The sequence below is a fragment of the Acidovorax sp. SRB_24 genome (assembly GCF_012931925.1).
Genome location: NZ_MWOM01000019.1, coordinates 26,140 through 47,290 on the forward strand (window position 1 = coordinate 26,140; position 21,151 = coordinate 47,290).

The following is a 21,151-nucleotide window of genomic DNA, read 5'->3' on the forward strand; positions in this document are numbered from 1 at the left end:
CTGACAGGGTCGACAGCGCTGCTGCCGCAGGCCACCGCCACACCCCACCGGGCGATCGGCGATCCGGTTTACGCAGGCTTGAGGGCTGCGCCGGCCTCGGAGTCGGCCTGCGCCTTCGCCTGGTCGTACACCGGCTGCGCGGGCAAACCCTCCAGGTGCCGCGTGTCGGCCCAGCGCAGGATGTCGATGGCATCGCCGTGCATGCGCACGCGGTTGAAGGCGGCGTTGGGAATGTCGCTCTGGCGCGGACCCGCCAATCCCAGGCCATGCGCGGTGCGCCACACCATGTCGAGCACGCCGCCGTGCGTCACCACCACCAGCGTCTGGCCCGCGTGTGCCTGCGCCAGGCGCCGCAGCGCGTCCATCACACGCGCATGGAACTGGCGCGTGGTTTCGCCCCCGGGCATGCCAGAATCGGCCTGGAAGCGCAGCCACTGCGCCCAGGCGCCGGCATGTTGGGCCTTGATGTCGTCCACGCGCATGCCATCGACCACGCCAAAACTCTGCTCGCGCAGCGCGCGGTCGACCAGCGCCTCCAGGCGCAGCTGCGGCAGCAGCGCGCCCAGCACGGGCTGCGCGGTTTGCTGCGTGCGCAGCAGGTCGCTGCTGACCAGGTGGTCGGCCCGCACGCCTTCGCGTGCCAGCCGCTGCGCCAGGCGCTGCGCCTGCGCATGGCCGGTGGCGTTGAGCGGCACGTCCACCTGGCCCTGGAAGCGCAGCTCGCGGTTCCAGTCGGTCTCGCCGTGGCGGATGAGGATCAGTTCGGTCATGGGAGCATCGTCCTGCGCGGTGTCATTTTTTGGGTGTTTTTGGCTTCAAACGCTTATCTGTCGAGCGATTACAGCTATATTTTACATAGCACAATTTACCGCGTCACCGTGGCCAGGCGCACCGCCAGCCCGAGAAAGACCAGCCCCGCCACCCGGTTGAGCCAGCGCTGCGCGCGCGCCGAGCGCTGCAGCAGCACCCCGAAGGCCCCCGAAAAGCAGGCGATGGCACCGAACACCAGCAAGGTCGCCAGCATGAAGACCACGCCCAGCACCATGAGCTGCGGCGCCACGCTGCCGCGCGCCGGGTCGGCGAACTGCGGCAGGAATGCCAGGAAGAAGATCAGCACCTTGGGGTTGGTGAGGTTCATCACCATGCCGCGCCCCACCATGCGCGCCAGGCCCGGGGCCGCTGCAGCGCCGCGCGCGCTCTGGCCGTTGGCTCCGGCCCCTTCTTCACCTGTGGCGCCATCGCCCACCGCCCCATCGACCACCGCCACCGGCGCGCGCAGGCTGTGCCACGCGAGCCACGCCAGGTAAGCGGCGCCGCAGAACTTGAGCGCGGTGAACGCCAGCGCCGAGGCCGCGAACACCGCCGCCAGCCCCAGCGCCACGGCCGCCGTGTGCACCACGAGCCCCGCGCACAGGCCCAGCACCACGGCCATGCCAGCGCGCCAGCCGCGCTGGGCCGACTGCAGCAGCACGAAGAGGTTGTCGGGGCCGGGCGTCAGGCCCAGCAGGACGGCGACACCAAAAAACGCCACCAGGGTTTCAAGAGAAGGCATGGAAATGCGGCTCCAGAGAACGGAAAGGACACAGCCTGCCATTGTGCGCCCGGGCCTGCGGGCCATGGCCGCCGCCGCCTCACGCCGTGACGATCCAGCCTTCGAGCGGGTCCATGCCGGGCGGCAGGCCGTAGAGCGGATCGCCCGCCGCGTGCGCGCGCTCGGCCCAGGCGGCCTGCAGCAGGCACAGCACGGCGTCCAGGCTGTCGCCGCTGACGTCGTCGACCAGGGCATCGCGCTGCGTATGGCTGAGCTTGAGCTGCAGACACAGCCGGGTCTGGCCGTGTTCCAGCGCGGTGACCAGGTCCTTGCGCGCGAGCAGGCGCTCGGCCGTCTGCTGGGCGCGCGCGTCGCTCTTGTAGCTGCGCCGCCCCAGCACCTCGCGCGCCAGCAGACCCGGGTAGGCCTCCACGGCCACGCGCCGCGCCCCGTCCCGGTCCTCGCCCGCGTGCAGGCCGGGCAGGTGCACGCCCGCATCGAGCAGCAGTGGCACGCCGGCATGCAGCATGTATGCCACGGGCGGGTTGACCCATTTCATGCTCGGGCTGGAGCCCGCCGGGCCATCGGTGGCGCGGTGCGCAAACTTGCCGCCTGCGGGGCGCCCGGCGCAAAAGGCGGCAAAGACGTCGCGCACCTGCGCACGCGTGAGCGACCGGTAGTGGCGCATGCAGGCCTGCCACTGCAGCGGCCAGCCCAGGGTCTGCAGCAGTTCGCGCGGCAGGCCGAACGGCAGGTCAAAGCCGCCCACCCAGGGGCGCGGCTCGGCCAGCCAGCGGCCAAAATCTTCGAGCGTGGCAAAACGCTGCAGGCCGGCCAGAACGACGCGGCCGCCGCGCCGCTCGCCCAGCGCCAGCATGATGGGCTTGCGCCGGCTCGGGCGGCTGGAGAAGTCGCAGCCCAGCAGCGGGGTGGCGATGGCCGCAGCGGGCGTGGCCATGCGCGTTCAGCCCAGCGCCAGCGCCGCCACGCCGGCGGCGATGCACAGCGCGCCCAGCACGCGTGCCGCGCGGTCGCCCTCGCCCAGCAGGTGGCCGCCGATGAGGGCGGCGAACAGCATGGAGACCTCGCGCGCCGGCGCCACGTGCGACAGCGGCGCCTGCTGCATGGCGTAGAGCACCAACACATAGGCCACCGGGCTGACCACGGCTACCAGCAGCGCAAAGCGCCACTGCGCGCGCCACAGCACGGCGGCGGTGGGCAGGTCGCGCAGCACGGCCGGCGCCAGCAAGGCCACGCGCACGAAATTGCCCATGTAGTCGATGAGGATGGGCGACATCAGCACGACCTTGACAGCGTAGCCATCGACCAGGGTGTAGCTGGCGATGAAGACCCCTGTCAGCACGCCGTAGGCCAGCCCCAAGTGCACGCGCGCACGCGCCTGCGGGTCGTGCGAGGCGCGCAGCAGCCCCGGGCCGCCGGCGATCAGGAACACGCCGCCGACCACGCCCGCAATGCCCAGCAGGCCGAGGGCCGTAATCTGCTCGCCCAGCAGCGCGATCGCCACCAGCGAGGACAGCAGCGGCCCCGAACCGCGCGCCAGCGGGTAGACCACGGTGAGGTCGGCCTTGCGGTAGCCACGCAGCAGGATGACGTAATAAAACACATGCAGCACGCCACTGGCGACCACAAAGGCCCATTCCTGCAGGCCCCACAGCGGCACGACGTCGCGCCCCACCCACCAGCCCAGCGGCGCCCAGAACAGCATCATCAGCACGGCCGTGAAGAACGCGAAACGCGCATCGCCCCCCGCTTTCTTGGCGGCGATGTTCCAGCAGGCATGGATCAGGCCGGCGAGAAGGATGAGGGCAAAGGCGGTGAGGGTCATGAAAAACAAATGGCCACAGCCCTTCAGGACTGCGGCCGTGCCATGGCGCGGAAGAAAATCAGTGATCGACTGCGCTGTGCTCCATCCGGTGCGACTGAGACCGGCGCGGCCCAGGCCAGCGGCCACCGTGCAAAGGCCGCCCCGCTGCACCGGTGGCGTCCCCCTGCCCGCATCGCGCAGCGATGCGCGAGCGGGGGGAAGGAGCGACGCGACGCAGGGCGGTGTTCACTTATGCCCTGCCGATGATGGAGGCCGTCGCCATCAGCTCTTCGAGCAGCGCAAACGACACCTTGCCCGACACGGAGTACGGGTCGAGCTCGGGCTTTTCAGAGTACTTGAGCAAGATGGAGTGGTTGACCTTGGACAGGTTGGCCTGGCCCATGGTCCAGCCGCCAAAGCGCCGTTCGGTGATCTCTTCGTAGTGCAGCAGCTCGACATTCTTGTGGCGTGGGTCGCGCTGGATGTGGCCGTAGAGCTCATTGACCGCGGAGCGTCCGCCTTCGATGGCCTGCAGGAAGATGCCCCCGCCGTAGCAGAGGATGCCGGTGATGCCGCAGCCCGGGTTGTGCTGGCGCGACTGGGTCAGGATGGCTTCGATGGCGTCGGGCGAGGTATCGACCGCACGGCTCGCATAGAGCAGGCGTACCAACATGTCAATTCCTTCCGGGAATGAGGGACAAAAATTCGCGCCGCAGCGACGGGTCTTTGAGGAAGACGCCGCGCATGACGGAGTTGAGCATCTTGCTGTCCATCTCGCGCACGCCGCGCCAGGACATGCAGAAATGGGATGCCTCCATGACGATGGCCAGGCCGTCGGGCTGGGTCTTTTCCATGATCAGGTCCGCCAGCTGCACCACGGCCTCTTCCTGGATCTGCGGGCGGCCCATGACCCAGTCGACCAGGCGCGCGTACTTCGACAGGCCGATCACGTTGGTGTGCTCGTTGGGCAGCACGCCGATCCAGATCTTGCCGATGACGGGGCAGAAATGGTGGCTGCAGGCACTGCGCACGGTGATCGGGCCGACGATCATCAGCTCGTTGAGGTGCTCGGCGTTCGGGAACTCGGTGATCGGCGGCTGCGCGACGTAGCGGCCCTTGAACACCTCGTTGAGGTACATCTTGGCCACGCGGCGCGCGGTGTTGTGGGTGTTGTGGTCGCCCGCGGTGTTGATGACCAGGCTGTCGAGCACGCCCTGCATCTTGGCTTCGACCTCGTCGAGCAGCAGCTCGAGTTCGCCGGGCTCGATGAACTCGGCGATGTTGTCGTTGGCATGAAAGCGCTTGCGCGCAGCGCCCAGCCGCTCGCGGATCTTGACGGAGACCGGCGTGCCTTCGTCGGGGTTGGCAGGATTCATGTCGGCGGCGGTTTGTCTGAACATGCCGGCATGGTAACAGCGAACCGCGCGGGCAATACTCCAAGGGTTTTTGCCGTTCAGCGCAATACCAGCAAGCGCAGAAAGCTATAAAAACAATAGCATTCAGAGAACCCTCAATAGCTCTTGCCAGAGACCCAGAGCGCCGTGCGCATGAGCGCGAAAGCCACGCCGTCGAGCGCGCGCTCGCGCCAGGGCCGGGCGGCGTACTGGGCGGGGTCGAGCAGGTGGCCCGCGTGCTCCATGGCGTGCACCAGGCGCGCGCGCAGGCCCTCGGCGAAGGCCGCGTCTTCGACGACCACGTTGGCCTCGCGCGCCAGCAGCAGCGACAGCGGATCGAGGTTGGACGAGCCCACCGTGGCCCAGGGGCGCGGCCACAGCGCATCGATCACCGCGACCTTGGCGTGCAGGAAGCTCGGCGAATACTCGTGGATCTCGACGCCCGCCGCCAGCAGCGCGCCGTACACCGGCCGGGCCGCGTGGTACTGCATGAAATATTCATAGCGCCCCTGCAGCAGCAGGCGCACGCGCACGCCGCGCTCGGCCGCGTGCACCAGCGCGCGGCGCAGCTTGCGCCCGGGCACGAAGTAGGCGTTGGCGATGATGATTTCCTCGCGCGCGAAACCGATGGCGCGCAGGTAGGCCTTTTCGATGCGGCTGCGGTTGCGCACGTTGTCGCGCAGCACCAGCGCGGCGCGCATGCGCGGGCCCGGCAGCGCCGCTTCCGCGGCCTCCTCGCCGAGGGAGGCGACATGGGCCGCGCGCAGCGCACGCACGGCCTGTGGCAGGCGGTGGGCCCGCACGTCGCGCACCGCCTGCATGCGCTGCCAGAGCTTTTCCATCGCGTCGCTGGCTTGGACCACGAGGCGGCCCGTGGCCTGGACGGCGAAGTCCAGGCGCGGCGCGTCCAGCGCACCGTAATTGGGGTCGTGGAAGTCGTCGAGCACGTTGATGCCGCCACAAAACAGCATGCGCCCATCGACCACGCAGAGCTTGCGGTGCAGCCGGCGCCAGCGGTGGGGCAGCAGCAGGCCCAGCGGCCCCAGCGGGGAATAGACGCGAAACTGCACGCCCGCCGCGGCAAAGCGCTGCTGCCACTGCGGCGGCAGCGGGCCGGTGCCCACGCCATCGACCACCAGTTGCGTGCGCACCCCGCGCTGGGCGGCGCGCTCCAGCGCCTCGGCCACACCGACGCTGGCACCCGTGAAGTCGAAGATGTAGGTTTCGAACTGGATGTCGACCACGGCCGCATCCATGGCGCGCACCAGGGCCGGAAACAGCTCGGCGGCACCTTGCAGCAGCTGCACGCGGTGCCCGTCGCCGAGGACCAGGCCATTTTTCACACCGCGGCCCTCCACGGCGCACCGTGCGGACGCCCGGCCTCAGGGCGGCGGTGGTGTGGTGCAAGGGGGGTGGCCAAGCGGCTACACCCGGAACTCGGCGATCAGCGGCAGGTGGTCGGACATGCGCCACCAGATGCGCCCCCGCGGCACCTTCAGGCCCAATGGCGTGAGCCCGCGCACATAGATATGGTCCAGCTGCACGATGGGCAACCGCGCCGGATAGGTCAGGGCCTGCGTGGCATCGAACTCGATCAGCCCGAAGCGCGCGAGCGTGTGCTTGACCTGCAGGCCCCAGTCGTTGAAATCGCCCGCCACGACCAGCGGCGCATGCGAGGGCACTTCGCGTTCGATGAACTGGCGCAGCCGCTGCACCTGGCGCACGCGGCTGCCCGGAACCAGGCCCAGGTGCACGACGATCACGTGCACATGCTGGCCCTGGATGTCGACCTCGACATGCAGCAGGCCGCGCTGCTCGAAGCGGTGGTCGGAAATGTCCTCGTGCTGGTGGCCGATCACGGGCCAGCGCGTGAGCAGCGCATTGCCATGCTCGCCATGGCGCGTGAACGCGTTGGTGCGGTAGACCGACTCGTAGCCCTCGGGCGCCAGGAATTCGGCCTGCGACACCTCGGGCCAGCGCTCGAAGTACTGCGCCTCGCGGCGGTGCATCTTGCGCACCTCCTGCAGGCAGACGATGTCGGCATCGAGCTGCTCGACCGCGTGCCCTAGGTTGTGGATCTCCAGCCGGCGCGCGGGGCCTATGCCCTGCACGCCTTTGTGGATGTTGTAGGTGGCAACCCGCAGGATGCCGGCAGAGTCGTCGGAATGCGTGATCATGGTCGGCAAAATTGTGGCAACAAGAGGATGGCCTCGGCGTTGGAGGGAGAGAAGCAGCGCTCGGCCGCCTCGCGCCAGGGCAGCCATGCACATGCGGTGTGCTCGCGCGGATTCAAGGCGACTGGCGTGCCGGCCGGAACCTGCAGGCCAAAGAGGTGCTCGGTGTTCTGGCGCACGCCGGGCGCATAGCGGTGCAGCCACTGCGGGTAGATGCTGTAGACGTTCTGCAGCTGCCAGTCGACCAGGGCGCACGCGCCGGTGCCGGCGTCGATACCGGTCTCTTCCTGCACTTCGCGCAGCGCCGTGTCGCGCCAGCTCTCGGCCAGGCTGTCTTTGCTGCCGGTCACCGACTGCCAGAAATCAGCGTCCGTGTCGGCACGGCGGAGCAGCAGCACATCGAGCGCGGCGGTGTGGATGACCACCAGCACCGACTGGGGGATTTTGGGGTTGGACGTCATCGTGTCTGTGGTTGGGAAGCCCAGAATACACCCCGAAGCACGGCACCGCTGTACGACAAGATCCCTACCGCAGCGCCGCCTTTACGGCACGCAGCTTGCCCAGGCCAAAAAAAAAGCGGCCCGGGCCCCAGGCCCTGCCGCTTCTTGGATTGCGTCAACCGGCGGACAGCGCCGCAACCGGGCTTCAGCCCGCCTTCACGGCATCCACATTGCGCAGGCGAATGTGCAGTTCGCGCAACTGCTTTTCGTCCACCGGGCTGGGCGCCTGCGTGAGCAGGCACTGGGCGCGCTGCGTCTTGGGGAAGGCGATCACGTCGCGGATCGATTCGGCGCCGGTCATCATCGTCACGATGCGGTCCAGGCCAAAGGCCAGGCCGCCGTGCGGCGGCGCACCGTACTGCAGCGCGTCGAGCAGGAAGCCGAACTTCTGCTGCGCCTCTTCGGGCGTGATCTTGAGCGCGTCAAACACCTTCTGCTGCACGTCGGCACGGTGGATGCGCACGGACCCGCCGCCCATCTCCCAGCCGTTGAGCACCATGTCGTAACCCTTGGAGATGCACTTCTCGGGGGCGGTGACCATGTAGTCCTCGTGGCCGTCCTTGGGCGCGGTGAAGGGGTGGTGCACGGCGACCCAGCGGTCGTTTTCCTCGTCGTGCTCGAACATCGGGAAGTCCACCACCCACAGCGGCGCCCAGCGGTCCTCGAACAGGCCGTTCTTCTTGCCGAACTCGCTGTGGCCGATCTTGATGCGCAGCGCGCCAATGGCGTCGTTGACGACCTTTTCCTTGTCGGCACCGAAGAACAGCAGGTCGCCGTCCTGCGCGCCGGTGCGCTGCAGGATCTCGGCGATGGCCGCGTCATGGATGTTCTTGACGATGGGCGATTGCAGGCCGTCGCGGCCCTTGGCCAGATCGTTGACCTTGATGTAGGCCAGGCCCTTGGCGCCGTAGATCTTGACGAACTCGGTGTAACCGTCGATCTCGCCGCGCGAGAGGCCGCCGGCTTCGCGTGCGCCGCCGGGCACGCGCAGGGCCACCACGCGGCCTTTCTTCATGTTGGCGGCACCCGAGAACACCTTGAAGTCCACGTCCTTCATCACGTCGGTGAGTTCGGTGAATTCGAGCTTGACGCGCAGATCGGGCTTGTCCGAGCCAAAGCGGTAGGCTGCGTCTTGGTAGGTCATGACCGGAAATTCGCCCAGATCCACGCCCAGCGTGTTCTGGAACACGGTCTTGACCATGCCCTGGAACATGTCACGGATGTCCTGCTCTTCCATGAACGAGGTTTCGATATCGATCTGCGTGAACTCGGGCTGGCGGTCGGCGCGCAGATCTTCGTCGCGGAAGCACTTGGTGATCTGGTAGTAGCGGTCGAAGCCCGCCACCATCAGGAGCTGCTTGAACAGCTGGGGCGACTGCGGCAGCGCGAAGAAGTGGCCGTCGTGCACGCGGCTGGGCACGAGGTAGTCGCGCGCGCCTTCGGGCGTGCTCTTGGTGAGCATGGGCGTTTCGATGTCGACAAAGCCATGGGCGTCGAGGAACTTGCGCACTTCCATCGTCACGCGGTAGCGCAGCATCAGGTTGTTCTGCATGTAGGGGCGGCGCAGGTCGAGCACGCGGTGCGTGAGCCGGGTGGTCTCCGACAGGTTCTCTTCGTCGAGCTGGAACGGCGGCGTCACCGAGGGATTGAGCACGTTCAGTTCGTGGCACAGCACCTCGATCTTGCCGCTCTTCAAGCTGTCGTTGGTCGTTCCCTCGGGGCGCGCGCGCACCAGGCCCTTGACCTGCACGCAGAACTCGTTGCGCACGCCTTCGGCGGTTTTGAACATTTCGGCACGGTCGGGGTCGCACACCACCTGCACATAGCCTTCGCGGTCGCGCAGGTCGATGAAGATCACGCCGCCATGGTCGCGGCGGCGGTTCACCCAGCCTGCGAGGGTGACGGTTTGGCCCAACAGGGCTTCGGTGACAAGACCGCAATAGTGGGAACGCATGGCCATGGCAAGACTTCCGGCGCCGGCAAGGGCGCGTTGGTAAAAGGTTTATTTGGGGTTTGCAAGAGCGGGGTCGCTGGGTGCCACCACGCCCATGGAAACGATGTAGCGCAGGGCGGCATCCACGCTCATGTCGAGCTCGATGCAGTCGCTCTTGCGCACCATCACGAAATAGCCGCCCGTGGGGTTGGGCGTGGTCGGCACGTAGACGCTGAGGAATTCATCGCGCAGGTAGGCCGCGACCTCGCCGCTGGGCGCACCCGTGACGAAGGCCACGGTCCAGACGCCTTCGCGCGGCCACTGCACCAGCACGGCGGTGCGAAATGCGTTGCCACTCTCGGAAAAGAGCGTGTCCGACACCTGCTTGACGCTGGAATAGATGGAGCGCACCACCGGAATGCGGCTGACGAGGGCGTCCCCCCATTGCACCAGTTTGCGACCGGCGAAGTTGCTCGCGGTGGCCCCCACCGCCAGCAGGATCACCAGCGTGAGCACCACGCCGAAACCCGGAATATGGAGGCCCAGCAATTTGTCCGGATGCCAGGCCCCGGGCAGGATGAGCAGGGTCTGGTCGAGCAGGCCGACGATCCAGTTGAGCACCGCGATGGTGATCGCTCCCGGAACGATCACCAAAAGGCCCGTGAACAGCCATTTGCGCAAGGGTGCCATCAACTGCGCTCAGTTCGTGGTCGGGGTGGCAGCCGGGGCGCTGGCAGGTGCGGCAGCGGCGTCAGCCTTGGCCGCAGGGGCCGTGCCGGCATCGCCCGCCGCGGCCGGCGTGGCGGGTGCTGCACTGGCGCCAGAATTGCCGCCGCGAAAATCGGTGACATACCAGCCCGAGCCCTTGAGCTGGAAACCGGCCGCAGTCACCTGCTTGGTGAACGCCTCGGCGCCACAGGCCGGGCAAACCGTCAGGGGATCGGCAGAAATTTTCTGCAGCACATCCTTGGCATGGCCACAGGAGCCGCATTTGTAGGCATAGATAGGCATGGCAATAAGAAGGCTGGAAGTGCAAAACCTTCAATTATAGGCGGCCTGCCCCTGTTCAAGCGCGCAGCCGGACCGCGCGCTTGGACTCCAGCGTGCGCTCGGCTCAGACCGGCGTGCCCTGGTAGTGGCGCACGTGGCCCTTGTGGTCTGCGGTCCATTGCGGCGCCAGCGACCCCGCCACCATGCCCGCCAGTGCGGCCAGCACGCCGGCGAGTTGCTGCGGGAACGCTGACGACAGCACCGGCGTGGCCACGAACAGGAGCCAGACCCCCAGGCCCAGCGCCACGGCGCAGAGCGCTCCCTGCGTGGTGGCACGCTTCCAGTAGAGGCCAAACACCAAAGGCACAAAAGCCCCCACCAGAGGCACCTGGTAGGCGCCCGACACCATTTCATAGATCGAGGTGCCCTGCATGGTGATGGCATAGGCGAGCACCACCAGCGTGAACACCAGCACCGAGACGCGCATCGCCTTGAGGGTGGCGGCATCGCTCATGCCGGGGCGCAGGTTGCGCAGGATGTTCTCGACAAACGTGGTCGCGGGCGCCAGCAGGGTCGCAGAGGCCGTGGACATGATGGCCGAGAGCAGCGCGCCAAAAAAGGCCACCTGCAACGCCAGCGGCATGCGCTCCATCACCAGCGTGGGCAGCACCTTCTGCGGATCGTCCTTGAGCAGGGCCTGCGCCGTCTCGGGCATGATCAGCACCGCAGCGGTGACCACGAACATGGGAATGAAGGCGAACAGCAAATACAGGATGCCGCCGATGATCGGGCCGTTGCGCGCCGTGCGGGCGCTGTTCGACGACATGACGCGCTGGAACACGTCCTGCTGCGGAATCGAGCCCAGCATCATGGTGATGGCCGCGGCAAAAAAGAACGTCCACTGCTTGAAGCCGCCGTCCCGCGGAAAGAACTGGAATTTGCCTTCGCGCGCCGCAAAGTCGATGACCTTGCCCGCGCCACCGGCCAGGTCGGCCGCATAAAAGGCGATGGCGATCAACCCGAGGGCGATCACGATCATCTGGACAAAGTCGGTCAGCGCCACCGACCACATGCCGCCGTACAGCGTGTAGATCAAGACCACCGCCGTTCCCAGCACCATGCCGGTGGTAATCGAGAGCGCGCCCTGCGTGAGCAGGTTGAACACCAGGCCCAACGCCGTGACCTGCGCGGCCACCCAGCCCAGGTAGCTGAACAAGATGATGCACGAACACACCACCTCAATGGTGCGGCCGTAGCGCTGGCGGTAGTAATCGCCCAGCGTGATCAGGTTCTTCTGGTAAAGCCGGTACGCAAAGAACAGGCCGACGAGCACCAGGCACATGGAAGCACCAAACGGGTCTTCCACCACCTCGCCCAGCCCGCCATCGATGAAGCGCGCCGAGACCCCGAGCACGGTTTCCGAGCCAAACCAGGTCGCGAACGTGGTCGCAATGATCACGGCCAGCGGCAGGCTGCGGCCGGCCACCGCGTAGTCTGCGGTGTTGTGCACCCGCGTGGCGGCAAACAGACCGATCGCCATGGAGGCCAGCAGGTAAAAAACAATGAAAGTCACCAGCATGCGCCGCTCCAAAGCTCAAAGGGGTTGCAACAAAACGCCGCGCATTATCAGCGCAAAACCCCGCAAACCCGGCCCTTCATGTCGCTTGTGGGCGACAGCGGGCGCGCCTTCAGACCACGCCCGTTCAGAAGATGCGTACGCGCACCAGCCACTGCATCGCCAGGAGCCCGAGCAAAAACCCGACCCCGCCATAGACCAGGCTTTGCAGCAGGCGGTTGGTGCGTTTTTGCTCGCGCAGGAGCTCCAGCAGCTCGCGCTGGCCGCGTTGCTGGCGCGGCGTGCCGCGGCGCAGGTAATCGTGCAGCAGGCGCGGCAATTCGGGCAGCAGCTGTGCGTAATGCGGGGCCTGGGCACGGAGTTCGCGCCACATCCGCTGCGGTCCCATCTGGTCGAGCATCCACTTTTCCAGGAAAGGCTTGGCCGTGCTCCAGAGGTCGAGGTCGGGATCGAGCTGGCGCCCCAGGCCCTCGATGTTGAGCAGCGTCTTTTGCAGCAGCACGAGCTGCGGCTGGATCTCGACCTGGAAGCGCCGCGAGGTCTGGAACAGGCGCATCAGCACCATGCCAAGCGAAATCTCCTTGAGCGGCCTGTCAAAGTACGGCTCGCAGACAGTTCGGATGGCCGACTCGAGCTCGTTGACCCGCGTCTCGGGCGGCACCCAGCCGCTTTCAATGTGCAGTTCAGCCACGCGCTTGTAGTCGCGCCGGAAGAAGGCCACGAAGTTTTGCGCCAGGTACTCCTTGTCGGACTCGGTCAGCGTGCCGACGATGCCGAAGTCCAGCGAGATGTAGCGCCCGAACGTGGCCGGCTCCAGGCTGACCTGGATGTTGCCCGGGTGCATGTCGGCGTGGAAGAAGCCGTCGCGGAACACCTGCGTAAAGAAGATCGTGACACCGTCGCGCGCCAGTTTGGGAATGTCCACGCCGGCCGCCCGCAAGCGCTCGACCTGGCTGATGGGCACGCCGTTCATGCGCTCCATCACCATCACCTCCGCGTGGCAGAAGTCCCAGTGGATGATGGGGATTTCCACCAGGCCCAGGCCTTCCATGTTGCGCCGCAACTGCGCCGCATTGGCCGCCTCGCGCACCAGGTCCAGCTCGTCGTGCAGGTAGTTGTCAAACTCCGCCACCACCTCGCGCGGCTTGAGGCGCTTGCCATCGGCGGACAGGCCTTCGAGCCAGCCGGCCATCGTGCGCATGAGCCCCAAATCCTTCTCGATCACCGGCAGCATGCCCGGGCGCAGCACCTTCACCGCGACCTGGTGCAGCAGGCCGCGGCGGTCGCGCAGGGTGGCAAAGTGGACCTGTGCGATCGAGGCGCTGGCGACCGGATCGTGCTCGAAGGTTTCGAACACCTCGGCCAGGGGTCGGCGGAACGCGCGCTCGATCGTCGCCACGGCAATCGCAGAATCGAACGGCGGCACGCGGTCCTGCAACAGCGCCAGTTCATCGGCAATGTCGGGCGGCATAAGGTCGCGCCGGGTCGACAGCACCTGTCCGAACTTCACAAAGATCGGCCCCAGCCGCTCAAGCGCCTCGCGCAGGCGCTGGCCGCGCGGTGCCTGCAGGTTGCGCCCCACCGACACCACACGGGCGAGCAGGCGCAACCAAGGCTTTTGAAAGCTGGTCAAAACCAGCTCGTCCAGGCCGTAGCGCAGCGCCACCCAGACAATGGTGGCGCCGCGGAAGAAGCGCTTCATGGTGCGGCCCGGTCGCCGCTGTCGGCCGCGGGGGCAGCGGCGGGGTGGCTGGCAGGGGCTGGCGCGAGGGCGATGCGCGCCCCCACGAACTGGCGCAACGCCTCCACCGACCGCCGTGCCATGCCGGCGAGCATGTGCGCAGGCACATCGCCCACTAGGCGCGCCAGGTCTTCTTCAGCGTCCCAGCGCACGTTATCTGCCAGCCACTGCAGATCGGCGGCGAGCTGCACGTCGCCCTCGATGCGCACGGCCGGCTTGTCGCCGCGCAGGGCAGACTGCGCAAGGTCGAGTGGCGAGGTTTGCGTGGCCTCCAGGCGCAGATGGGGCTCTTGCGTGGGCGGGGCCAGATCGAACAGTCCCGCGGGGGTGACCTGCAGCGCCATGGAATAGCCGCGCCACTGGAGGCGAGCCACCCGGCCGCTTTGGCGCGCCAGGCGCTCGGTGGCCGCGCGCTCCTGCATCAGCACATGGTTGAGGAACAGCACGGCGCGGTGCTGCACTTCGTGTGCTAGCCACTCGGGCGGCTGCGGGCCGGCGGCAAGGCGCTCAAACACGCTGCCAAGAAAAGAAAAAGGGGACTGTGTTGCCATAGTCCCCGATTATTCCCTGAACTGCGCGCGGCGCGCCGCGCTGCGTTATTGCAGTGCCTGCACCCCGGCCACGAGCCAGCCGCTGGCGCCGCTCTTGGCCTTCGTCATGTTCCAGACTTCACGGAACGGGCTGGGGCCCGACGAGGGCTCCTCGCGGATCATGCCGGAGAACTCGACGCTGGCCATGTAGGCTTCGCCCAGGTCTTCGATGCCCAGCAACTGCGCCTCGATCATCACCACCTCGGTGTGGTTCGGCTGGGCGCCGCCGCGGTGCGACTCGCGCTCGGCCAGCTGGGCGCGGATTTCCTCGAGCATGCCGTCGGTCATCATGGAGCGCAGCGTGGCCACGTCCGAGCGGTCCCACGCCGCCTGCAGCGTGGAGAAGTTGCGTTTGGCCGCCTCGAGGAAACCAGCGGTGTCAAAGCCCTCGGGGATGCCCCAGTTCTGCGAACCCGACAGGGCCGAGCCGATCATCGAGCCGCCGCCGGACTGTCGCGCAGTGTCCCCGGACGTGGCGCCGCGTTCCCAGGGACGGGCCGACGCGTCGTTGCCCACCTTGTCCGGGCTGTAGTCGCGCGGCACGGTGGCGGTCTCGGGCGAAGCGGAGCCCGCGCCCTGGAAGGCGAACGGTGCCCCGCCCTGCGCCGCGCCTGCGGGCTTGCGGGAGCGCATGACCATCTTGAAGATGGCAAACGCCGCCATCGCCAGCAAAGCAATCATCAGGATCTGGCCAAAGCCTTCGCCCATGCCCAGCGAATGGGCGAGCCACGCCAGGCCGAGGCCGGCGGCCAGGCCGCCGAGCATGGCGCCCCAGGGTTTCTTGGGCGCGGCGGCGGCAGGCGCCGCCGGTGCCGGCTTGGTGGCGGCGTTGTTGACGTTTTGCGTCGGTGCGCCGGGCGCGTTGCTGGGGGGCGTTGCCTGGCGCTGCGTCACATTGCTGGACTGCCGGCCCATCGACCTGCCGCCGCCCATGCGCGCAGCCTCCGCGTCAGGAAGTGACGCCACCATCATGATCGCCACAAGCAGGGCGGGCCACAGTTTTTTCATATCTTGGTTCTCCGTTCAGTCAACACTTGATACCTACATGCAGCGCGACGATGCCGCCCGTCATGTTGTGATAGTCCACATGGCCAAAGCCGGCTTGGTGCATCAAGGCCTTGAGCTCCTCCTGGCCCGGGTGCATGCGGATCGACTCGGCCAGATAGCGGTAACTTTCGGCGTCGCCCGCGATCAGGCGGCCGATCTGCGGCAGCACATTGAAGGAATACCAGTCGTAGGCCTTGGCCAGCGGCTTGGCGATCTTGGAAAATTCGAGCACCAGCAGCTTGCCGCCGGGCTTGAGCACACGGCACATCTCGGCCAGCGCTGCGTCCTTGTGCGTCATGTTGCGCAGGCCGAAAGCCACGCTGACCACGTCGAAGTGCGCGTCCGGGAAGGGCAGCTTCTCTGCGTCGCAGACCAGCGTCGGCAAGACCACACCGGCGTCGATGAGCCGGTCGCGGCCGGTGCGCAGCATGGCCTCGTTGATGTCGGTGTGCACCACGCGGCCGCTGCGCCCGACCTTCTTGGAAAACGCCAGCGACAGGTCGCCGGTGCCGCCCGCAATGTCGAGCACCTGGCTGCCTTCGCGCAGATTGGCGACCATCACGGTGTAGGCCTTCCAGGCGCGGTGCAGGCCACCCGACATGAGGTCGTTCATCACGTCGTATTTGGACGCCACGGAGTCAAACACGCCGCGCACGCGGCGTGCCTTGTCTTTTTCGTCTACCGACTCGAACCCGAAATGCGTGGTGCTCATGGGCGTGATGCTAGCGTGTGTGGTGACAACCCCGCAGTTCTGTGGGGTATCGCCGTGGAATTTTGATCCAATAGGGCTTCAGCGCTTATGGGCAAAGCGCCACCAGCTATGAATTCCGAAGCAGCAGATCCGGCCGCTGCGGCGCTCAATGGCTTGCGCACCCGTGGCCGCCGCCCTTGGCGGGCATCGGGGCGTCGCGGTCGACGCCCGCCGCGGCCAGGCGCTGCAGATAGTCGTTCCACCGCTCCTGCTGGCGCTGGCCAAGGTCGTACAGGTAGTCCCACGAAAAAATGCCGCTGTCATGGCCGTCCGAAAACTGCGGCTGGATGGCGTAATTGCCGATCGGCGCCAGCGCGGTGACCGTGACCTCGCGCTTGCCGGTCTGCAGCACCTCCTGCCCCGGGCCATGGCCCATGACTTCGGCCGAGGGCGAATACACGCGCATCAGCTCGAAGGGGATGCGGAACTGCGCACCATCGGAAAACACCACCTCGAGCACGCGCGATTTTTCATGCACCGTGATCGACTCGGGCGTGGGCGCGCCCGCTTTCAGACCTGCCATGGACGTACCTCGAAAACTGAAAAAGCAGCGGCCATTGTCCCACCCGCCGGCCGGGCCAGGCCGCTATAGCCGTGCCAACCCCAGGCCCATATGGGCCTCGGCGCGCGCGAGCTGGCTGCGCACCTGCTCTTCGCGCTCGGCAGCGCGCTCGCGCTGCGCCGCCGCCCACACCGGCGCGGGAAAGTGGCTGTCCCACCCAAAGCGTGCGATCACGTGCCAGTGCAGGTGCGGCACCATGTTGCCCAGAGCGGCCAGGTTGATCTTGGCCGGCTGCAGGTGCTCGCGCAGTGCCTGCTCGACCAGGGCCACCGCGTCCATGCAGTGCGCACGGTCGGTGGCGTTCAGGTCTGAAAACTCCGCCACATGGGCATGCCAGACGACGCGGTAGAAGGCCGGAAAGCCCGCCTCGTCGGCGCGGATGACGCGCAGTTTGGCGCCGCGCCAGACCAGCTGGCCGCCGTCCTGCGCGCACAGCGGGCAGGATGGCGCAGGCGCCACGGGCGTCGCAGCCGTCACACCAGCACCCGCTCGATGCCGCCGCTGTTGGCGCGCTGCACGAACTCGGGCAGCCAGTTCTCGCCCAGGATCTGGTTGGCCATCTCGATGACGATGTAGTCGGCTTCGAGCAGGCCGTTTTGCAGGTCGTCCTCGTAGCGCTTGAGGCCTTGCAGGCAGCTGGGGCAGCTGGTGAGGATCTTCACGTTGGCCTGCGCCGGCACAGTGCCGCTGGCGCGCAGCTGGGCTTCGCCCTTGCGGATCTCTTCCTCCTTGCGAAAGCGCACCTGGGTCGAGATGTCGGGGCGCGTGACGCCCAGCGTGCCCGACTCGCCGCAGCAGCGCTCGCTTTTGACCACGTTGTCGCCGACCAGCGCCTTGACGGTTTGCATCGCGTCGCCCTGCTTCATCGGGTTGTGGCAGGGCTCGTGATACAGGTAGCCGCCCTGCCCGCCCGGCAGCGTGATGCCCTTTTCGAGCAGGTACTCGTGGATGTCGATGATGCGGCTGCCCGGGAAGATCTTGCCGAATTCGTAGCCCTGCAACTGATCGTAGCAGGTGCCGCAGCTGACCACCACCGTCTTGATGTCCAGGTAGTTCAGCGTGGTGGCCACGCGGTGGAACAGCACCCGGTTGTCGGTGATCATCTTGTCGGCCTTGTCGAACTGGCCCGAGCCGCGCTGCGGATAGCCACAGCACAGGTAGCCCGGCGGCAGCACGGTCTGCACGCCCGCGTGCCAGAGCATGGCCTGCGTGGCCAGGCCCACCTGGCTGAACAGGCGCTCGGAGCCGCAGCCGGGGAAGTAGAACACCGCCTCGGTCTCGGCCGTCGTGGCCTGGGGGTTGCGGATGATCGGGACGTAGTCCTTGTCCTCGATGTCGAGCAGCGCGCGCGCCGTGCGCTTGGGCAGGCCGCCGGGCAGCTTCTTGTTGATGAAGTGGATCACCTGCTCTTTGACCGGCGCCGTGCCCACAGTGGCCGGCGGCTTGGCCGTCTGCCTGCGGCCCACCTTGCGCAGCACGTCCACCGCCATGCGCTGCGCCTTGAAGCCCACGCCGACCATGGCGCTGCGCAGCAGCTTAATGGTGTCGGGGTTGGTGGCGTTGAGCATGGCCATGGCCAGCGCGTTGCCGGGCCGGAAGCTCTTCTTGCCCATCTTGCGCAGCAAGTTGCGCATGTTCATGGTGACGTCGCCAAAGTCGATGTCGACCGGGCAGGGCTTCTCGCACTTGTGGCAGACGGTGCAGTGGTCGGCCACGTCTTCAAACTCCTGCCAGTGCCGGATCGACACGCCGCGGCGCGTCTGCTCTTCGTACAGGAAAGCCTCGACCAGCAGCGAGGTCGCCAGGATCTTGTTGCGCGGGCTGTAGAGCAGGTTGGCGCGCGGCACGTGCGTGGCACAGACGGGCTTGCACTTGCCGCAGCGCAGGCAGTCCTTGACCGAGTCGGCGATCGCGCCGATGTCGCTCTGCTGCATGATCAGCGACTCGTGCCCCATCAGGCCGAAGCTCGGCGTGTAGGCGTTGGTCAGGTCGGCGTACATCAGCGACTTTCGGGTCGAATCGCCCTCTGAAGCTTGCTGCACCTGCGCCAGCCGCTCTTCTTTTCGAAGCAGCTTGCCTTTGTTGAAGCGCCCTTCGGGGTCGATGCGCTGCTTGTATTCGGCAAACGGGCGCAGCTCTTCGTCGGTCAAAAATTCCAGCTTGGTGATGCCGATGCCGTGCTCGCCCGAGATCACGCCGCCCAGGCTGCGCGCCAGCACCATGATGCGCGCCACGGCCTCGTGCGCCGTCTGCAGCATTTCGTAGTCGTCGCTGTTGACCGGCAGGTTGGTGTGCACGTTGCCGTCGCCGGCGTGCATGTGCAGCGCGACCCAGACGCGGCCCTTGAGCACGCGCTGGTGGATGGCGGTGGCCTCGTCCAGGATGGGCGCAAACGCCGCGCCCGAGAAGATCGCCTGCAGCGGCGCGCGCAGCTGCGTCTTCCAGCTCGCGCGCAGCGTGTGGTTTTGCAGCTGCGCAAACAAGGTGTCCATGCCTTGCAACCAGCCCGACCAGAGCGCGCGCACCTCGGCCACCAGGTCGATGGCACGCGCCACGCGGTCGCCCAGCACCTCGGCCGAGGGGATGGGGTTGGCCGCGTCGCCCTGCTTGCCCAGTGGCAGGTTGCCGCGCGCAAAGAAGTCGCCCAGCTCGTCGCACAGGCGGATCTTGTTGCGCAGGCTCAGCTCGATGTTGATGCGCTCGATGCCGTCGGTGTACTCGGCCATGCGCGGCAGCGGAATGACCACGTCTTCGTTGATCTTGAAGGCGTTGGTGTGGCGGGAAATCGCCGCCGTGCGCTTGCGGTCGAGCCAGAACTTCTTGCGCGCCTCGGGGCTGATGGCGACAAAGCCCTCGCCGCTGCGCGAATTCGCCAGGCGCACGACCTCGCTGGTCACGCGCGCCACGGCGTCGGCGTCGTCGCCGGCGATGTCGCCAAACAGCACCATCTTGGGCAGCCCGCCGTGCTTCTTGCTCTTGGTGGCGTATCCCACGGCCTTGAGATACCGGTCGTCCAGATGCTCCAGCCCGGCCAGCAGCACGCCCGAGCGCTTTTGCTCGGCGAACATGAAGTCCTTGATGTCGACGATGCTGGGCACGGCGTCCTTGGCGTTGCCAAAGAACTCCAGGCACACGGTGCGCGTGTACTGCGGCATGCGGTGCACCACCCAGCGGCAGCTGGTGATCAGGCCGTCGCAGCCCTCTTTCTGGATGCCGGGCAGGCCCGAGAGGAACTTGTCGGTCACGTCCTTGCCCAGGCCCTCCTTGCGGAAGGTGTGGCCGGGGATGTCCAGGCGCTCGGTGCGCACCGGCGTCTTGCCGTCGGCCTCGAAGTACTGCAGCTCGAAGCTGGCGACCTCGGCGTCGTGGATCTTGCCCATGTTGTGGCCCACGCGCGTGACCTCGAGCCACTGCGCATCGGGCGTCACCATGCGCCAGCTCGCCAGGTTGTCGAGCGCCGTGCCCCACAGCACGGCCTTCTTGCCGCCCGCGTTCATGGCCACGTTGCCGCCGACGCACGAGGCCTCGGCGCTGGTCGGATCGACGGCAAACATATAGCCCGCGCGTTCGGCCGCATCGGCCACGCGCTGCGTGACCACGCCGGCTTCGGTCCAGACCGTGGCCACGTCGTGGTCCAGGCCCGGCAGGCGGCGCATCTCGACCTCGGTCATGGCTTCGAGCTTTTCGGTGTTGATGACCGCGCTCTTCCAGCTCAGCGGAATCGCGCCGCCGGTGTAGCCCGTGCCGCCGCCGCGCGGAATGATGGTCAGGCCCAGCTCGATGCAGCCCTTGACCAGGCCGGCCATCTCGGCCTCGGTGTCGGGCGTGAGCACGACAAACGGGTATTCGACGCGCCAGTCGGTGGCGTCGGTCACGTGGCTGACGCGCGAGAGCCCGTCGAACTTGATGTTGTCCTTGGCCGTCAGGCGCCCCAGGCGGCGCTGCACGCTGCGGCGCAGGGCCGTGGCCTCGACAAAGGTCGCGTCGAACTCGGCCACCGCGCGGTGCGCTGCCTGCACCAGCGCGCCCACCAGGCGGTCGCGCTCGGCGTCGACCTCGGGGGTGCGGCGCTTCTCGACCTCGGCCAGGCGGTGCACGAGCGCGTCCACCAGCTGCTTGCGCCGGCTGGGGTTGTCGAGCAGGTCGTCTTGCAGATAGGGGTTGCGCTGCACCACCCAGATGTCGCCGAGCACTTCGTAGAGCATGCGGGCGGAGCGCCCCGTGCGGCGCTCGCTGCGCAGGCGGTTCAGCACGTCCCAGGAGGGCATGCCGAGCAGCCTAATCACGATCTCCCGGTCAGAGAACGAGGTGTAGTTGTAGGGGATTTCGCGCAGTCGGGCGGGCTCGGCAGCCTGCGCCTGCAGGGCGGCCAACGCAATCGGAACATTCATGGGGATCAACCTGGGGTGGGCGCCGCGCGCCCAGGAGCCTCGGGGCAGCGATTTTATGACAGGGGGCGGCCCCGTGCCCGATCAGGGCCAGGGCACCGGGGGCGCCAGGCGGTTCAAGCACGGCGCAGCCTGGCGGGGCCTGCCGC

The 21,151-nt window shown here is 67.3% G+C and carries 20 protein-coding genes; all 20 read right to left on the reverse strand.

Annotated elements, in window-relative coordinates:
• Positions 1-68: 68 nt before the first annotated feature.
• Positions 69-770: a histidine phosphatase family protein gene (locus B2J89_RS09075; protein WP_169167687.1), complete on the reverse strand. Its 702-nt coding sequence runs from the start codon at positions 768-770 to the stop codon at positions 69-71.
• 95 nt (positions 771-865) lie between these two features.
• Positions 866-1,552: a LysE family translocator gene (locus tag B2J89_RS09080; RefSeq protein WP_169167688.1), complete on the reverse strand. Its 687-nt coding sequence runs from the start codon at positions 1,550-1,552 to the stop codon at positions 866-868.
• A 79-nt stretch (positions 1,553-1,631) separates the two neighbouring features.
• Positions 1,632-2,489: a DUF429 domain-containing protein gene (locus B2J89_RS09085; RefSeq protein ID WP_169167689.1), complete on the reverse strand. Its 858-nt coding sequence runs from the start codon at positions 2,487-2,489 to the stop codon at positions 1,632-1,634.
• Positions 2,490-2,495: 6 nt separating this feature from the next.
• Positions 2,496-3,377, reverse strand: a complete 882-nt coding sequence (locus B2J89_RS09090) for a DMT family transporter (protein WP_169167690.1) — start codon at positions 3,375-3,377, stop codon at positions 2,496-2,498.
• Positions 3,378-3,606: 229 nt separating this feature from the next.
• The gene (locus B2J89_RS09095) at positions 3,607-4,029 is read right to left on the reverse strand and encodes a BLUF domain-containing protein (RefSeq protein ID WP_169167691.1); all 423 of its coding nucleotides are present in this window, start codon (positions 4,027-4,029) and stop codon (positions 3,607-3,609) included.
• A gap of 1 nt (position 4,030) precedes the next feature.
• A complete protein-coding gene (gene folE, locus B2J89_RS09100; RefSeq protein ID WP_169167692.1) occupies positions 4,031-4,756 on the reverse strand; it encodes a GTP cyclohydrolase I in 726 nt (241 codons plus the stop codon).
• 110 nt (positions 4,757-4,866) lie between these two features.
• Complete coding sequence (clsB, locus tag B2J89_RS09105) at positions 4,867-6,093, reverse strand: cardiolipin synthase ClsB (protein ID WP_169167693.1); 1,227 nt, start codon at positions 6,091-6,093, stop codon at positions 4,867-4,869.
• Positions 6,094-6,174: 81 nt separating this feature from the next.
• Positions 6,175-6,927: an endonuclease/exonuclease/phosphatase family protein gene (locus B2J89_RS09110; RefSeq protein ID WP_169167694.1), complete on the reverse strand. Its 753-nt coding sequence runs from the start codon at positions 6,925-6,927 to the stop codon at positions 6,175-6,177.
• Positions 6,924-7,385 carry a dihydroneopterin triphosphate diphosphatase gene (gene nudB, locus B2J89_RS09115; protein ID WP_169167695.1) on the reverse strand — a complete coding sequence of 154 codons (462 nt, stop codon included), beginning with the start codon at positions 7,383-7,385 and terminating at the stop codon, positions 6,924-6,926. Before nudB ends, B2J89_RS09110 begins: the two co-directional genes overlap by 4 nt.
• 184 nt (positions 7,386-7,569) lie before the next feature.
• The gene (gene aspS, locus B2J89_RS09120) at positions 7,570-9,384 is read right to left on the reverse strand and encodes an aspartate--tRNA ligase (RefSeq protein WP_169167696.1); all 1,815 of its coding nucleotides are present in this window, start codon (positions 9,382-9,384) and stop codon (positions 7,570-7,572) included.
• Positions 9,385-9,426: 42 nt separating this feature from the next.
• On the reverse strand, positions 9,427-10,047 hold the full coding sequence (locus tag B2J89_RS09125) for a DUF502 domain-containing protein (RefSeq protein ID WP_169167697.1): 621 nt from the start codon (positions 10,045-10,047) through the stop codon (positions 9,427-9,429).
• Between the two features lie 9 nt (positions 10,048-10,056).
• Positions 10,057-10,368 carry an FmdB family zinc ribbon protein gene (locus B2J89_RS09130; protein WP_169167698.1) on the reverse strand — a complete coding sequence of 104 codons (312 nt, stop codon included), beginning with the start codon at positions 10,366-10,368 and terminating at the stop codon, positions 10,057-10,059.
• Positions 10,369-10,471: 103 nt separating this feature from the next.
• The gene (locus tag B2J89_RS09135; protein WP_169167699.1) at positions 10,472-11,926 is read right to left on the reverse strand and encodes a sodium:solute symporter family protein; all 1,455 of its coding nucleotides are present in this window, start codon (positions 11,924-11,926) and stop codon (positions 10,472-10,474) included.
• A gap of 124 nt (positions 11,927-12,050) precedes the next feature.
• Positions 12,051-13,625: a ubiquinone biosynthesis regulatory protein kinase UbiB gene (gene ubiB, locus B2J89_RS09140; protein WP_169167700.1), complete on the reverse strand. Its 1,575-nt coding sequence runs from the start codon at positions 13,623-13,625 to the stop codon at positions 12,051-12,053.
• Positions 13,622-14,215, reverse strand: a complete 594-nt coding sequence (locus B2J89_RS09145; RefSeq protein WP_169167701.1) for a hypothetical protein — start codon at positions 14,213-14,215, stop codon at positions 13,622-13,624. Before B2J89_RS09145 ends, ubiB begins: the two co-directional genes overlap by 4 nt.
• A gap of 45 nt (positions 14,216-14,260) precedes the next feature.
• Positions 14,261-15,262, reverse strand: coding sequence for a Tim44 domain-containing protein (locus B2J89_RS09150; RefSeq protein WP_169167702.1), 1,002 nt, complete (start codon positions 15,260-15,262; stop codon positions 14,261-14,263).
• 19 nt (positions 15,263-15,281) lie between these two features.
• Positions 15,282-16,013, reverse strand: a complete 732-nt coding sequence (gene ubiE / locus B2J89_RS09155; RefSeq protein ID WP_169167703.1) for a bifunctional demethylmenaquinone methyltransferase/2-methoxy-6-polyprenyl-1,4-benzoquinol methylase UbiE — start codon at positions 16,011-16,013, stop codon at positions 15,282-15,284.
• 145 nt (positions 16,014-16,158) lie between these two features.
• Positions 16,159-16,575 carry a gamma-butyrobetaine hydroxylase-like domain-containing protein gene (locus tag B2J89_RS09160; RefSeq protein WP_169167704.1) on the reverse strand — a complete coding sequence of 139 codons (417 nt, stop codon included), beginning with the start codon at positions 16,573-16,575 and terminating at the stop codon, positions 16,159-16,161.
• A gap of 63 nt (positions 16,576-16,638) precedes the next feature.
• On the reverse strand, positions 16,639-17,073 hold the full coding sequence (locus B2J89_RS09165; RefSeq protein WP_169167705.1) for an HIT family protein: 435 nt from the start codon (positions 17,071-17,073) through the stop codon (positions 16,639-16,641).
• Between the two features lie 14 nt (positions 17,074-17,087).
• Complete coding sequence (locus B2J89_RS09170; RefSeq protein ID WP_169167706.1) at positions 17,088-21,005, reverse strand: FAD/FMN-binding oxidoreductase; 3,918 nt, start codon at positions 21,003-21,005, stop codon at positions 17,088-17,090.
• Between the last annotated feature and the right edge of the window lie 146 nt (positions 21,006-21,151).